The sequence below is a fragment of the Acinetobacter ihumii genome, from assembly GCF_900625095.1.
GTDB lineage: Bacteria > Pseudomonadota > Gammaproteobacteria > Pseudomonadales > Moraxellaceae > Acinetobacter > Acinetobacter ihumii.
This window is the reverse complement of record NZ_LR130760.1, coordinates 1,288,442-1,303,425: the sequence shown is the minus strand read 5'-3', so window position 1 is coordinate 1,303,425 and position 14,984 is coordinate 1,288,442. Positions and strand designations below refer to the sequence as shown.

Below are 14,984 nucleotides of genomic sequence, written 5' to 3'. Positions count from 1 at the left end.
ACGCTCGTTTCAAAACTTCACTATAAAAAAATCAAGTATTTTCATACTATAGCGACGTTCAAATAATTCATATGATTTAAATTAATTTTGGAATTTTTATGTTAATTCGGTTTAAACAACTTACTCTCTCTTTGTGTTTTATTGGTTTAAGTGCAGGTGCTTGGTCACAAACCGTATTGGTCAAAAGTGAAAAGAATATTGAAGAATATAAACTGGATAATGGTTTTCGGGTGGTGCTTGCCCCAAACAATAAAGAAAATAAAGTCTTTGTAAATACCATCTATTTTACAGGGTCTCTCAATGACCCAAAAGGTAAAGGTGGGCTGGCGCATTTGTTGGAACACTTGGCGTTTAAAGGTACTCAAGATGTGAAAGGTGATGAGTTTCAGCGCCGTCTGGATCAGTACACACTCATGACCAATGCCAGTACGGAATATTACTCTACGCGCTATACCAATATTGTTCGTCCAGAACCGCAAGCCTTAAATGAAATTCTGTATTTAGAATCTCAACGAATGGATAAATTGGTCTTACAGGAAAAATTTGTTCCTTCTGAGATTGAAATTGTTAAACGCGAACGTGAAATCCGTATGGATCAGCCATTCTCGGTCCTGATGGATCAAGTGTTTAAAGCGGCGTATGGCAATCAATACTTAGGTCGTTTACCAATTGGGGATTTACCCGAACTTAAATCGATTCAACTCGATGAAGTCAATAAGTTCTATCGAACATGGTACGCGCCAAATAATGCCATCATGGTCATTTCAGGAAAATTTGATAAAGCAGAAGTATTGAAAACGATTGATAAAAACTTCAGTCCAATTGCTGCTCGAAATATTCCAGCCAGTGTACAAGTGCCAAAACTTGATTCCAGTAAAATTAATCCACGTCACTTTTTAGTACAAAAGGGTAGTGATTTAGCCAAGTTTCATATTTATATGGACAGTACAAACAAAAAAGTGGTGCCAAGTCTGGCACTTTCGCCGTTACTGTATACCATGCAACCCAGTGGACATTTGTATCAGGGATTAGTAGAAACAGGCATCAGTACCGCAGTTCAGTCCACGACATGGCTTGATCAGGATTTTAACTTGGTATTTCTAGGGGCAATTTATGCACCTAATCATGATGAAAAAAAAGTTGAATCTACGCTGATCTCTCAGGTGGAAAATGGCAAAGCATTTAATGATACCGAATTAAAACGGGTTAAAACCCTGATGCAAAATCAGGCTGATTTAATCTTGAATGATTCAACGGCTTTAGGGTCGCGTTTGAGTGATTATATTGTGTCTTCAAAAGGGAATTGGGGGCAATATTTTAATGATCTGGATGCCGTGCAAAAACTTAATGTCAGTGAAGTTAATCAAACCCTAAAACAATTTTTAAGTGCCGAACATCGTATTTCAGGCGACATTAAACCCACACCAGAAGAACAGAAAAAAGCACTGGAGCAAAAAAAACAGCAAGAAAAACCAAAAACGCTGGATCAACACCCCACTGCTGAAGAGCCCTTAAAAGATGCCAGTGTGTATAAGCAGGAAGTCAGTCAATATGTAAAATCATCGGCGGATTATTTACAAAATACCGAGAAGAAAATTCAGCGTGGTCAGCTTAAAAACGGTATGCAATATGCGCTATTTCCAACACAGACCCGAGATGATCGAGTTTACGCCACCATCACGCTCGACTTTGGTACGGAAAAATCGTTATTTGATAAGGGCACTGTTCTGGATTTAACCTCTTATTTGTTACTGCGTGGTTCAAACCAATACAGCTTGCAGGATGTTGCCGACAAATCAATCGAGGCGGGTGGCGCAGCCACTGCAACCAGTTCAGAAAATGGCATCACCATTAATATTCAGGCACGTAAAGATAAATTTGAAGACTTTTTTAAATTTGTGGTAGATGTAATGAAGCATCCAAGCTTTGAAAAAAGCCAGTTTGATTTAATTAAGTCACAAAGTCTGGCAAGTCTGGATCGACCATATACCGAGCCTGAAACCGTGGCAGCATTGAATTTGGCACGAATTATCGAAATTTATCAACCGGGGGATTTGCGTTATCATTTTGAGCCCGAATTTGCTAAAAAGCAGTTGAACCATGCAACGAAGGCGCAAGTCAAACAATTGTATGATCAATTCTTTGCCATGAATCATGCCCAGATTGCCATCACAGGAGATTTTGATGCTAAAAAGATGCAGCAATTTGTAGCTCAATCTTTCGGTTCTTGGTCAAGCTCAGAACCTTATCAAAAGATTTTATCCACTGATACTGACTATCCAGCACAAAAAGTACATGCCTTGTCTGAACAGCGCGAGTTTGGTAATTATCAAAGTATTCTGACTTTCCCTGTCGGTATAGACCATCCTGATGCACCTGCATTAATTGTGTTTACCCACATTTTGGGTCAATCACAATTATCTTCACGTTTGGGGCAAGAACTTCGTGAGAAAAATGCGCTGGTTTATGGTTTTGGTAGCGATTTGCAATTAGACAGTGACACCAATGTTGGCGCACTCACGATTGAAGCGAACTATACCGCAGGTCGCGGTGAACAAGTGTCGCAAACGGTGCATCACGTGTTGCAAAAGTTATTGCAAGGTGGTGTAACTGAACAGGAATTGGAATCTGCCAAAGCAGATATTTTGAAAAAACGTGTCACCACATTAGAAGATGAACGCAGTATTCATCGTATGCTAAATAGCCAGTTGGAGCGTGGTAAAAATATGCTGGATCGCGGGCAACGTGACCGTGATATTGCCAATTTAAGCAAGGCAGATGTAGATGCCGTGATCAAAAAATACATCAAGCTTGACTACTTTGTTGAGGTGATGGCAGATCAATATGGTCAAGTTGCAAAGAAGCAGTAAAGAGAGCGTCAACCTACATAAAGGCTGCTTCGGCAGTCTTTTTTATATTTGGGCTTAGATTTGACTCAAGAGTAAAAAAAAGTCTATGTTAGGCTTGTTAAAAATATAAAGGTTTAAAACAAAGGTCAATTATGTTGAATAAAACCAGAAAATTATTTGTTTATAGCGTATTTATGGCATTGTTGAGTAGTTCAACTTTGATTTTGGCTAGCACTGAAACTAACTCAATGCGCAGTCAAAGTGGTAATTTGGTCTATGTAGGGGATAGCTATGCTAATCTGATGCAAAAAATGCAACAAGCACCTATTTCGCAGCGTAGCTATGAATGGCAAGAAAATCGAAAAACGCTAAGTGCAGTTGACTATATTTACTTGATTGATAACACGTACTATACCGTGACAGTGGTGAATAATCAGGTGAAAAAAATTGTTTGGGATCGTAAGATTTAATGGTTAAATTTCATCGAATTTTTTCCCGCTATTTTTGATTCTCTTTATTTTCTTCCAAATGCGATAATAAAAGCACTTATAAAAGCAATCTTTAAAAAAAGACGATTAAAAAAAGCCCGTAAAGGGCTTTTTCTCAATGGTTGTGATCGTGTTTATGTTCATGCTTGTGGGTATGAAATTCTTCATTTTCACGAAAGCGCAAGTAATTATCAAACTGCTCGCAATACTCATCATAATTATCTTCAAGCATCATTTGAAACTGTTGCAGGACATAAGACATCACTTGCTCTTTCGCATCACGCATTTCATTGCCATCTTTAAAGTTATTGGCCGCCACCCATGTATTAAAACGTGCGGTTCCAAATAACATGGCAGCACTGACCTGACCACGAACTTCCGCAGGATTGGGCTTTTCACCTTTCTTCGGGCGGCAGAACTCATTGGCAAGTTTAATGAAATCATCAGCACGCTCAAAAAAGACGGCATTTAACGCTTCTTCTTCAGTGATATCTGTGGCATCAATTTTTTGAGACATGGCTTTTTCCAACACAAACGAATACCCGTATTATACGTGAAAGCCTTGCATAAACTAAACCTTTGATCTAGGCTAAAATAGCCTAAGTGGATTTGAAACAGGTGCTTTATGCAAGATGCAATTGAGATTCAGCGTTTAAAAACCGATATTGCGCTATTGCGTCAGCATTGTTGGCCGCCTGAACATCTTGAACATGTCGAAGGTTTACCGATTTATTATGGTTTACAAAGCGAAGTCGAACAATATTATCGCGAATGGAAAGAATTGATCGAAAGGGCGCAAGTACTTTGTCAGCCTTTTATGCAAGACGAAGTTTTAGATGCAGTTCACTTACCCAGTCATCTCAATCTGCCACTTTTTTTCTTTCATGTAGATCGTATTCGGATTAATAAAACTCGAGCAAAAGAATCTAAAACCTTTAGAGGCGTTGCCAGCTTAATTGAAAAATGCGGGCAATTTGACACTGATCAAGTTTTTGCCATGCAACAATGGCTTGAAAGTGATGACAGCGCAGCTTTAGTGGCGCATCGCGAATTTATTGATTTACGAACTTATGTGTTTCAGCATGGACAAAGTGATTACACCCGAACCCGATTTTATGTCAATGGGATAATTTTAGGGGTTGAGCCACATTTTAAACTGGTCGATGCTCGCGACAAACCACGTAAACAACGTAATGATAGTTACCAAGACCCGATTGCGGACAATGGCATCTGGAAAGTGTTCGGTAAATATCGTTAATCTTACATGAGCGTTAAATTGAAAATCTTAGTGCTTTTGGGCTTACCAAAAAATATGAATATCAGCTAATTTTCTGAGTTCTTGTTCTGACTCCAGTAAAAGTTGCTGTTGTTTCGCTCTACTCCAGCCAATGGCAAACCAATATTCCGCTTGTTGGTCGGCAGATTCAATAAAAACATGTTCAGTCACATGTAAATCATTATATAAACCAAGTTTGTCCTGAACTGCTTGCAATTGCTTTAAGTATTTTTTGACAGACTTCTCATCATATAAGCTTGCCACAAACTCGATGCAATAACGTAAGCGTTTACAGTTTTTACGGGTGCGGTGCCTTTGCTCAATTTCAAGCTGGCTAAAATGATCGGCATCCTGAATAATTTTTTTGTGCAATTGATTCAGTGATTTGTTGATTTTTTTCTTAAGTTTAGCTGATTTTTTATGATCTGATTGTTCATGATAACTAAATGCTAAAAGCTGCAACAGCAAACACATGGTTTCTGGTTTTTGAAACAGCAGATGAACATGATCCTCGCTTTTTGCCGCTTCAGGTAAATCCTGAAAGGGTGCATCTGCCTTTAATAATTCAGGTAATATTTCATCCCGAATCACATCCAAATCGCGTGTTGTGCCTAGCGTTTGAAATATTTGCTTGAGTTGCGTTTCCCATAAAGAATCAATGTCATCTGACCACGACTTAAAACTTTTAAAAATGCTGCGCATACGCCGAATTGCAATACGTGCCTGATGAATATGTTCAGGGTTTGCAACGCCATCCGCTATGACTGCAACATTGGGCAGCAACTGTTGCAATACATTCGCCACCATTTTACGAACTGCAATATCAGTAGAATCGTGGTTATTTAATATCAAGGGTTTGGCTTTCACCGCTTGTGATGCTTTTTGTTTAATTGATAATAAATTGCCACGTTCGGCTTTACTACGCACATCCAGCCAAAGTTGATATTTTTTCACCCAGTCTTGGGTAAATAAAATTAATTGTTCAGGTGAGCCTTGTTTTAATTCAAACTCAACTTCACAAATTTTTTCTGATTGTTCTGCGGTGGAAACGATGCCATCATCCAAGCAGACTTCAATATCGGTTTCATCAATTGAAATAATTCTAAAAGTACGATTCACATCTGTTTTGAACTGTAGCGTTAATTGATCCTGTTGTTCACCTAATACCTGATCAAGCAAATTTCTAACCGCTTTATTTTCAAAAAATAGATTAAGATTTAATTCGGGTTCAACGTTACATTGTCCCAAATGAACTTCGTGCTCAATACGTTCCAGATGATTTTTGCCAGATGCTTTGAAGGTTTGAACCCAGTTGTCACCTTCCTGACGCAAACGAATGGCCATATGATGCTGTGCAAGTAAGCGATCTGCTGTGTCATAGTACTTGGCTTGTAAACGAATTTTCTGTGCGGTTTTGGCTTTCAGTGCTTGCAAAACACTTTTTTTCTTATTTTCAGGAAGCTGAAATTTTAATTCGATTTCGACCATGAATTTTCTCCTGAAACATACTTATAATTTAAGGGTTTAGTTTTATTTAGCATAACATTAAACATGTGTTTTAAAAGATATTTTGAGTAAAGCCTGTGTAATCAACGCACGTTTAAATTGGCATGAAGTAGGCTATAAAGTTTTAAGTAGATCCAATAGACTTTTTTTTAAACAGTGTTTAGAGTGGTTAAATAAATAAACGGTCTCAGGATGAAGACGATGAATGCGCCAGTAAAATTTCCAAAAAGTTCAGTTAACACACCCAATGTTCAATTACCAATTAAAAATTATCAGGAATTTTATCATTTCTATTTAACAGAGCATCGTGACATTCTGAGCCGTCGTTTGCATGTGACAGGTAGCAGTTTAGGACTTTATTTTCTAAGTAAGGCGATTCGTAAGCGTCAATCGAAATATGTCGCTTATGGTTTGCTATCGGGTTATGCCTGTGCATGGGTGGGGCATTTCATTTTCGAAAAAAACAAGCCAGCTAGCTTTAAGCAGCCACTTTATAGCTTTATTTCTGACTGGAAAATGTTTTCTGATGTGCTCAGAGGTCGATTAAGTTTAAGAAATCGTAAATTTGACAAGATTGAAAGTTAATATTGAGTCCACTTTAATTATTGCAAAATCACCTTTTTAGGTGATTTTTTTATTGCGGTTAAATCTAATAAAAAATAATTGTAAACAAGATGCAAAGTTGATCACAAGAATTGAAATTTAAGTGAAAATTTAAGTGAAAAGTATAATATATTTTCTTGAATTTAGAGTAAATATTCTAATATCCTACACATGGTTTTAGAAAGGGGTTCTAAGACCAGAAAAATAATGAACGCTTTTATGGATAGTTAGAATCATGAAAAAGTTATTGAAAACGGTCGTACCTACGGTATTTCTTTTATCTACACATTTAGCCTATGCCGATAGTGGGGATTTTAAACGTTGGTCTGTTTCTGCGGGTTGGTTACATGTCATGCCACAAGGAAAGGCGAATTCAACTCATATTAATACAGCAGTTGAAGAGGGTGGCGCGTATAAAGTCGGAGATATTAAGGCTTCTGATTTGACGGAATATGGTACCAACTTTCAAGAAAAGTATGATGCGATTAAACCAGGTTTTATAAAAGGTTTAGTAGATACTTTCATAAAGAATGATAAATTACCCGCAGCATTTAGTGGAAATGCAAATGTTAGTGGAATCAGTGAGTGGACAAATAATGCTGGTTTAGAGGCTGATGATGTAGATACACTCGGTTTAACTTTAAACTATTTTATTAATGACAATGTCTCATTGCAACTCATAGGTGGTGTGCCGCCAAAAGTGGATATTGATGGAAAAGGTAAAATTGTAGCAAGTGTTTCTGCTGATGCTTTTGGCACTACAAGTAAAGTATTCGATGGTCTCCATTTAGAAAAAGATATTTTAATCACAGATCTTGATGCACATGGCAAAGCCGCAGAAGTTCGTGCTTGGACACCAGCACTAACTGCGCAATATCATTTTGGTAAATCAGGCGTAAACAAATTAAGACCTTATTTGGGTGCAGGGATTGTTTATGGCTACTTTGATAAAATTAAACTAAATGGTGGTGTTGAACAAGATTTGATCAATGCAGGACATATGGTACAAAACGTACTTGACGGTAAAGCAGGCGAAGCTTTACAGAATTCAGGTAAATCTTCAGCTGACCCTCACGTAAAAGTAGATACTGATGATGCTTTTGGTGCAGTAGTTACAGCAGGCTTTACCTATGATTTCACTGATCGTTGGTTTTCAACTATGTCTTTAACTTATATGCCGAACTTTAATAACAAAGCAACCATTAGCGTCACGGACAGTAAAACAGGAAAAGAGTTAATTCATGCAACGACTAAAGTTGATCTAGATCCATTAATTACTTATGTCGGTGTCGGCTACCGTTTCTAAAATTTAAACAAAGATGAGCAATATGATATTGCTCATCACATTTATCTGTAAAAATTATAAAAAGAATTATACGAAAATTCATATAATTATAAATAATTGAACTTTCAAGTTCTAACTCTGTATTGATCTTTTAAGTATTTATTCTAATAATTGTCGAACAATAAGGTTTGGATACCTTAGACCTTATCGTATTTACGACAAATAGACAGGATTTCCCATGAGAAAATTAACAACAGCACTCCTCCCAATTGCTTTATTGGCGACCAGCTTTGCAGCACAAGCAGCAACTTCAGACGGTAAAACTTTTGGGGTATCCGCAGGTTGGATGCACATTATGCCTCAAGGTGAAAAACAGGGTGTTGCTGGAGCATTAAATTTAGGTAAAACTATTACAACCTCAGATCCTGATGCAGGTTTTGAGATAGATGATGCTGATACTGCTGCGATTCTTTTTGACTATTATGTGAATGATAATGTGTCACTTGAATTTGTTGGTGGTTATCCTCCAAAAATGAAAATTGATGGAAAAGGAACGATTCTTAAAGGTATAAATTTAGGTGGTGCTTCTCTTCCTGGACCATCTGTTGATTTAGGAAAAATTGGTGAAGTGGGTGATGTTGATGCTTATACACCAGCATTATTAGCAAAATATCAATTTGGTACTGTAAATAGTAAATTCCGTCCATTCGTGGGGGCGGGTATTATGTATGCGCACTTTTCAAATTTTAAATTGGATAGTGATGTAAACCCTGCATTAAATGCTTCAATGACTGGTTATTTAGCAGGTCCATATGGTCAAGGAATTGGTAAAATACTGGCTAATTCTGGTCCTGCTGGACAAGCTGCGGCTGCTGCTATTCAAGCAGCTCAAGGAAATTTAGGGCTTGCAGTATCAAAGGTGAATATTGATGATGCTGTAGCTCCAGTTGCGACCATTGGCGCAGACTATAACTTTAACAAAGATTGGTTCGCGACAGCTTCTGTATCGTATGCACATCTTAAAACTAATGCAGAATTAGATATTGTTTCTAATACATTAGGTGGTGCTAAAGTTGTAACTGGTAAAAGTGAGATTGAAATCAATCCAATCGTGACCTTTGTTGGTTTGGGCTATCGTTTCTAATTTATTACGATCTCAAAAAACCTCGATTTATCGGGGTTTTTTTATCTTTTTTACTGTCTGAGAAATAGAGAAAATAAAAACCTTAAATTTAACTGAATTGATTTTTCCTGATTTGTTCTTTGTTATACTATTGCATATTCAATTTTTCATATAAACGAGCATGCAAATGTCAGCTAAACCTAATCGTCAAGCTTTATTCTTTATGGGATTAGGTCTGTGTTTTCTTTTCTTCATTCTTAGTATGGCATTTTTAGCAGCTAAAAGTGATGCTGAAAATCAGAGAAAATATAAACAACAACACGAAGAAATTGCAAAAAAGCATAGTTCATCCGCTGCTGAGTAAATTAAAATTTCATGAGTTAATGACTTAAATTTACAAGATATCTTTTTGCAATTGGCGAATATTTGGAATTTCTGTATATCGAAATACATCATATCCAGCTTCTTTCAACATCTTGTCGCGTAATTGATCCTCTTGCATCTTTTCTAAATGACTTGGATCATCTAGCTCAACAATGGCAATCACGTCTAGTGTTTCATTAAGAATGACAAAATCCGTGACCTTCCGATTAAATTTACGTCTTATTTTAAGATGGTCATTGGTGATGAGCGCGCTAAATGCAACCTGAGCCAAAATATGGTGATGCGGCAGTGCAGTCTTCAGCCGATAAAACATTTTAGCTTCAAATGCTGTCATGGGAGCACGTGCAAAAAATTGTCGCTTAGAAATAAAAAAAGATTTTAAACAAATAAAAATCAGCACTAAGCTGGCGATAGAGCCAAGACTCAAAAAGAAAAATTGAGATGAACTAAACACGCTCTGTAATCACTCAAAAGAAAACCCACTCATATAGAGTGGGTTAAAAATTTGGCTCTCCCACCTGGGCTCGAACCAGGGACCTGCGGATTAACAGTCCGTCGCTCTACCGACTGAGCTATGGGAGAATCTGGTGTAGGATTTTAAGTGGCTAAAGAGCATTGGTCAAGCCTCAATAGTATGAAAATATTAAAAAAATGGCAGATGGTTTAAATTTAGGCAAATTGAGTAAGATCAACGATTCAACTTTATCTTGGATGGAACCTCAACAGAACAGCCATTTTTTGGATTTCACAGTAGCAATAGAAGTTTTATGCAATATTTGCCCTTATTTTTTTGTTAATTACATTTTTATTTCTTCTATTAATATTCTATACAATATTATTGCATGATACTCGCTTAAGCGTTTATGATAACTGGGTACTTGTCTTATCCATGAATCTTAGTTTTTTGTTGAATGATATCTCTTTTACACAACACTAAAGATGATGACGAGCTGATCATGTGAGTAAAACTGCAATGAATGATTCCCTTGATGAATATGATTATAAAATTTTACAGCATTTGCAATGCAACGGCCGATTGAGTAATCAGGAACTGGCTGAAATTATTGGGCTTTCAACTTCGCAGTGTTCTCGTCGTCGAATTGCATTAGAACAACGCGGTATGATTCAAGGATATTATGCGCAGCTCCATCCTGAGGCTGAGCTACAGCCGATTATGGGCATTATTGAAATTAAATTACTGCAATATAGTGATGAAGTCTTAGCAAGGTTTCTGGATTTTGTACGTCATGAGAATATGATTCGTGAAGTATATAAGCTGACTGGAAACTTTGACTACGTATTAAAAGTCATGGTGCGTGACTTAAATGAAATGAGTCAACTGATCAACAAACTAACCACGCTTAAGATTGGCGTCAGTAATTGTCATACATCTATTGTGCTTGAGCGCATTAAAGAAAATCATCAAATGATGAACATGGATAAATTACATGACTAATATGACGGCTAAAGCAGATATGATTCCATCCGTAAAAGAGTCGTCCCATTCCCATATCGAAGATGGTCTAGCCATGATCATTGCGACATTTATTATCTCATTTGGCATGATGCTGATGCAGCAAGCGGGAACACTTACAGGTGGAACAGCAGGTTTATCATTACTGATTCATTATGTGACAGGACTAAAATTTGGTCTGGTTTTTTTTCTGATTAATATTCCATTTTATTACTTGGCTTATAAGCGGTTAGGTGTTCAGATGGTGATAAAAACCTTTTTAGCTGTTGGATTACTGTCTGTTTTAACGGAGATACATCCTTATTTTATTCATGTGGATGGATTAACCCCCCTGTATGCCACCATCCTTGCCAATGTATTGATGGGATTAGGTTTTCTAATATTATTTCGTCATCGCTCGAGTTTGGGTGGGTTTAATTTATTGGTACTCTTTTTACAAGAACGTTACGGTGTGCCAGCGGGTAAAATTCAGATGGGTTTGGACATTACCATTTTATTGGCTTCAATTGCCTTTGTGAGTTGGCCATTATTGGCGATCTCGATATTAGGCGCAGTCATTCTCAATTTGATATTGGCTTTGAACCATCGTCCTGACCGCTATGTGGTTTAACCTAACTGAAAGATAAAACAGCGAGCAGAGCCAAGCTGTTTTTCTATTTTGTGTAGAACTGAAAAAATCATAGCAATAAAAAAAGCCCACATAAAAATATGTGGGCTTTTCGAATCTTGGCTCTCCCACCTGGGCTCGAACCAGGGACCTGCGGATTAACAGTCCGTCGCTCTACCGACTGAGCTATGGGAGATTAGTTTTGGCTCTCCAACCTGGGCTCGAACCAGGGACCTGCGGATTAACAGTCCGTCGCTCTACCGACTGAGCTATTGGAGAATCTGATGCGCATTCTAGGCACATCTTGACATGAGGTCAAGAATAAAAATTCAAAACATGGGTTAAATGACTTAATTATCATCAAAACAGAAACTTATGCTGTTTTATTCATCAAAATAGGTATTTGTCATTTTAATTACGTCAAAAAAAACCGCTCAATGATGAGCGGTTTTTGAAAAATAAAACTTATTTTTCTACACCTGCTGGTTGACCCGCAAGTTTTGCATTTGCGTAATCCCAGTTCACCAGACTTTCAAGGAAAGTAGAAATGTATTTAGGACGTGCATTACGGTAGTCGATATAGTAAGCGTGTTCCCAAACGTCAATCGTCAATACAGCAACTTGACCATGCGCAAGTGGAGTATCTGCATTTGAAGTTTTAGTAATTGAAAGTTTACCATTGACTTCGTCAGCCACTAACCATGCCCAACCTGAACCGAATTGAGTCGTTGCTGCATTGGCAAATTCTTCAGCAAATTTTTCATAAGAACCAAATGCTTCATCAATTTTTGCTGCAATCGCGCCTGTCGGTTTACCACCACCGTTTGGAGCAATTGAGTTCCAGTAAAACGTATGGTTCCAAACTTGTGCGGCATTGTTAAAGATACCTGCTTTAGATGAGTCACCCGCAGATGCTTGGATAATTTCTTCTAAAGTTTTACCTTCAAGGTCTGTGCCTTTGATCAGGTTATTCAGGTTAGTCACATAAGTTTGATGATGTTTATCGTGATGAAATTCTAAAGTTTCTTTAGAGATATGTGGTTCAAGTGCATCATAAGCATAAGGTAAAGCAGGTAAAGTAATGGTTGTCATGTTCCTATTCCTTGCGTTAGCTGGGTAGTAGAATAAAGTGGCTTCATTGTAAATGATTATTTATGCAAAAGGTGATTGTTTTAAATAACAATACACAATAAAGCTCGAACTAATACGTATATATAAATACTTGTAATAAATACGACTTAAACTGGATTATTCAACTCAACATAATGATATTCGAGTGAAAATTGATCAGCTAATGCTTTCCCTAAACGCTGAACACCATAACGTTCTGTGGCATGATGTCCGCAGGCAAAATAGTGTACATTTAACTCTTGGGCTTCATAGAAAGTTCTTTCACTGATTTCACCAGACAAATAAGCATCACAATTTTGCAGTGCAGCTTTGGCAATAAAATCCTGAGCACCCCCTGTACAAAAGCCGACTTTGTGAATACTGGATTTGTTGGCAGGTAAATGAACAATATTAAAGTCGAAAACCTGTTGTAATTTATGCTGAAACTCTTCAGGCGAAACTGCCTGTTTTAAATAACCAATATTGCCGATGGGATGTCGTTCACTGCTGTCTAATGCTTCAATATCTTGAAGCTCTAAAAGGTCGGCAATTGCGACATTGTTGCCTAAAGTTGGATGTGTATCTAAAGGTAGATGATAAGCCACTAAGGAAATATCATGTTGAATCAGTTTTTTAATTCGATTGCCGCGCATCCCTGTAATTGGATACGGCTCACCTTTCCAGAAATAGCCATGATGAACCAATAATAAGTCTGCTTTTAGCTCAATGGCGGCATCAATCGCTGTTTCAGATGCGGTCACCGCAGACACAATACGTTTTACATCCGCTTTACCTTCAATTTGTAAACCATTGGGCGCATAATCTTTAAACTCTGCACTCAATAACGTTTGATCGCACCATTTGATAATGTCATTTAAATTTGCCATGAATAACTTGACTCTGAATCTATTCAACCAAGTTCATCAAAACACATTTTGAATGGTAACTAAAGCTAGACAAATCTTTTTTATGTTTTTCAGCTATCGATAAGCTTATGCTTTACAATAAGTAAACTCTTTTTTCTTCAATAAATTAAATCATACTTAGAGGATGTAAACGTGCGTCGTGCTTTTACATGGTTACCGTGGATACTTCTCATCATTGTCATTATCAGTTTTCTTTCATGGCAAAAATTAAACCAGCCTAAAGCGCCTGTGGCTGCTGATGGCGTAAAAATGCCCGCTGAAAATGTCAAACCTTTGGTTGATACGTCACGTGCAGGGGGAGTGGTTTCATATAGTGCAGCTGTAAAAGTAGCTGCACCTGCCGTGGTTAATATTTTTACCACACAAAAAATAAAGCAGGCCGCAAATCCTTTACTCAATGATCCAGTTTTTCGTGAATTTTTTGGTAATCAGTTGCCGCAACCGCGTCAGGAAAATGAAAATAGTTTGGGGTCGGGTGTGATTGTACGACCAGATGGCTATATTCTAACCAATAATCACGTGATTGCGCAGGCAGATCAAATTGTGGTTGGATTGAATGATGGTCGTCGTGCGGTTGCAAAAGTGATTGGAACAGACCCAGATACCGATCTGGCAGTCATTAAAATTGAATTGGATAAACTCCCTGTTCTGCCTTTTAAGTTAAGTGGTAATGAAGTGGGTGATGTGGTTTTAGCCATCGGCAATCCATTTGGAGTTGGCCAGACCGTCACACAAGGTATTATTTCTGCCACAGGTCGTTCTGATTTGGGCATTAATACTTATGAGGATTTTATTCAGACTGATGCTGCAATTAATCCGGGTAACTCTGGTGGAGCGTTGATTGATGTCGCAGGAAATCTGATTGGGGTAAATACCGCGATTTTTTCGCAGTCTGGTGGTTCTTTAGGTATTGGCTTTGCGATTCCTGCGCAGGTTTGTCAGCAGGTGCTTAATTCAATTTTAAAAGATGGTCGTGTGATTCGTGGCTGGTTGGGTATTAGTCTGGTTGCGCCCAATCAGGATCAGGATGATGTGTTAGCACCGCGTCAGGCTGGCGTAGTGGTGGCCGATGTATTACGTGGCGGTCCATCCGATCAGGCTGGTGTCAAAGTGGGCGATAAAATTTTAAAAGTGAATGATGAAGTGATCGATTCAGCGTCGCATTTAATTAATTATGTGGCACTACAAGCACCGAACACGACAGTGAGGCTGGAAGTGGAGCGCAACGGTCAAACAGCGACATTGGACGTTAAAGTGGGTGAGCGTAAGAGCCAGAACCAAAGCTCTCAATATATTCCATTACCAAAACGTTAAGTTTTATGCCCTAAAAAACAAGCCTCGTGATGAGGCTTG

General features: G+C 37.9%; 15 protein-coding genes and 3 tRNA genes. 10 read left to right on the top strand and 8 right to left on the bottom strand.

Features of this window, described 5'->3' with window-relative positions; all coding sequences use genetic code 11:
- The first annotated feature begins 98 nt into the window (after window positions 1-98).
- Both E0D95_RS06120 and E0D95_RS06115 read left to right on the top strand, forming a co-directional pair.
- A complete protein-coding gene (locus tag E0D95_RS06120) occupies window positions 99-2,870 on the top strand; it encodes a M16 family metallopeptidase (protein ID WP_130803059.1) in 2,772 nt (923 codons plus the stop codon).
- A 131-nt stretch (window positions 2,871-3,001) separates the two neighbouring features.
- A complete protein-coding gene (locus tag E0D95_RS06115) occupies window positions 3,002-3,319 on the top strand; it encodes a hypothetical protein (protein WP_130803058.1) in 318 nt (105 codons plus the stop codon).
- Between the two features lie 133 nt (window positions 3,320-3,452).
- On the opposite strand, the gene E0D95_RS06110 is transcribed toward E0D95_RS06115, so the two are convergent.
- Window positions 3,453-3,854, bottom strand: a complete 402-nt coding sequence (locus E0D95_RS06110; RefSeq protein ID WP_130803057.1) for a DUF3144 domain-containing protein — start codon at window positions 3,852-3,854, stop codon at window positions 3,453-3,455.
- Window positions 3,855-3,962: 108 nt separating this feature from the next.
- Here E0D95_RS06110 and E0D95_RS06105 point away from each other — a divergent pair, with 108 nt between their 5' ends.
- Window positions 3,963-4,595, top strand: coding sequence for a hypothetical protein (locus tag E0D95_RS06105; RefSeq protein ID WP_130803056.1), 633 nt, complete (start codon window positions 3,963-3,965; stop codon window positions 4,593-4,595).
- Between the two features lie 42 nt (window positions 4,596-4,637).
- Here the strand turns inward: E0D95_RS06105 and E0D95_RS06100 are convergent, their stop codons facing one another.
- Window positions 4,638-6,101: a CYTH and CHAD domain-containing protein gene (locus E0D95_RS06100; RefSeq protein ID WP_130803055.1), complete on the bottom strand. Its 1,464-nt coding sequence runs from the start codon at window positions 6,099-6,101 to the stop codon at window positions 4,638-4,640.
- Between the two features lie 219 nt (window positions 6,102-6,320).
- Between E0D95_RS06100 and E0D95_RS06095 the strand changes: the two genes are divergently transcribed.
- The 4 genes from E0D95_RS06095 (at window position 6,321) to E0D95_RS15670 (ending at window position 9,494) form a co-directional block, all read left to right on the top strand.
- Entirely contained in the window at window positions 6,321-6,704 is a 384-nt protein-coding gene (locus E0D95_RS06095; protein ID WP_130803054.1) for an Mpo1-like protein, read from the top strand.
- A 253-nt stretch (window positions 6,705-6,957) separates the two neighbouring features.
- Window positions 6,958-8,028, top strand: coding sequence for an OmpW/AlkL family protein (locus tag E0D95_RS06090; RefSeq protein WP_130803053.1), 1,071 nt, complete (start codon window positions 6,958-6,960; stop codon window positions 8,026-8,028).
- Window positions 8,029-8,245: 217 nt separating this feature from the next.
- Window positions 8,246-9,151, top strand: a complete 906-nt coding sequence (locus E0D95_RS06085; RefSeq protein WP_130803052.1) for an OmpW/AlkL family protein — start codon at window positions 8,246-8,248, stop codon at window positions 9,149-9,151.
- 160 nt (window positions 9,152-9,311) lie between these two features.
- Window positions 9,312-9,494, top strand: coding sequence for a hypothetical protein (locus E0D95_RS15670; RefSeq protein WP_431830741.1), 183 nt, complete (start codon window positions 9,312-9,314; stop codon window positions 9,492-9,494).
- Window positions 9,495-9,524: 30 nt separating this feature from the next.
- On the opposite strand, the gene E0D95_RS06080 is transcribed toward E0D95_RS15670, so the two are convergent.
- Both E0D95_RS06080 and E0D95_RS06075 read right to left on the bottom strand, forming a co-directional pair.
- Entirely contained in the window at window positions 9,525-9,968 is a 444-nt protein-coding gene (locus E0D95_RS06080; RefSeq protein WP_130803051.1) for a DUF2726 domain-containing protein, read from the bottom strand.
- 52 nt (window positions 9,969-10,020) lie between these two features.
- Window positions 10,021-10,096: transfer RNA gene (locus E0D95_RS06075), tRNA-Asn, on the bottom strand.
- 391 nt (window positions 10,097-10,487) lie between these two features.
- Here E0D95_RS06075 and E0D95_RS06070 point away from each other — a divergent pair.
- Entirely contained in the window at window positions 10,488-10,970 is a 483-nt protein-coding gene (locus E0D95_RS06070) for an Lrp/AsnC family transcriptional regulator (RefSeq protein ID WP_130803050.1), read from the top strand.
- A 1-nt stretch (window position 10,971) separates the two neighbouring features.
- Window positions 10,972-11,598 carry a YitT family protein gene (locus tag E0D95_RS06065; protein WP_431830755.1) on the top strand — a complete coding sequence of 209 codons (627 nt, stop codon included), beginning with the start codon at window positions 10,972-10,974 and terminating at the stop codon, window positions 11,596-11,598.
- A gap of 117 nt (window positions 11,599-11,715) precedes the next feature.
- On the opposite strand, the gene E0D95_RS06060 is transcribed toward E0D95_RS06065, so the two are convergent.
- The 4 genes from E0D95_RS06060 to E0D95_RS06045 all read right to left on the bottom strand — a co-directional run bounded on the left by E0D95_RS06060 (window position 11,716) and on the right by E0D95_RS06045 (window position 13,592).
- A tRNA-Asn gene (locus E0D95_RS06060) sits at window positions 11,716-11,791 on the bottom strand.
- Window positions 11,792-11,798: 7 nt separating this feature from the next.
- A tRNA-Asn gene (locus tag E0D95_RS06055) sits at window positions 11,799-11,874 on the bottom strand.
- A gap of 186 nt (window positions 11,875-12,060) precedes the next feature.
- A complete protein-coding gene (locus E0D95_RS06050) occupies window positions 12,061-12,687 on the bottom strand; it encodes a superoxide dismutase SodB (protein WP_130803048.1) in 627 nt (208 codons plus the stop codon).
- A gap of 146 nt (window positions 12,688-12,833) precedes the next feature.
- Window positions 12,834-13,592 (bottom strand): Nif3-like dinuclear metal center hexameric protein, encoded by a 759-nt coding sequence (locus E0D95_RS06045; protein ID WP_130803047.1) that lies wholly within the window; start codon window positions 13,590-13,592, stop codon window positions 12,834-12,836.
- Window positions 13,593-13,763: 171 nt separating this feature from the next.
- On the opposite strand from E0D95_RS06045, the gene E0D95_RS06040 reads away from it, so the two are divergent.
- The gene (locus E0D95_RS06040) at window positions 13,764-14,945 is read left to right on the top strand and encodes a trypsin-like peptidase domain-containing protein (RefSeq protein ID WP_130803046.1); all 1,182 of its coding nucleotides are present in this window, start codon (window positions 13,764-13,766) and stop codon (window positions 14,943-14,945) included.
- The last annotated feature ends 39 nt before the right edge of the window (window positions 14,946-14,984 follow it).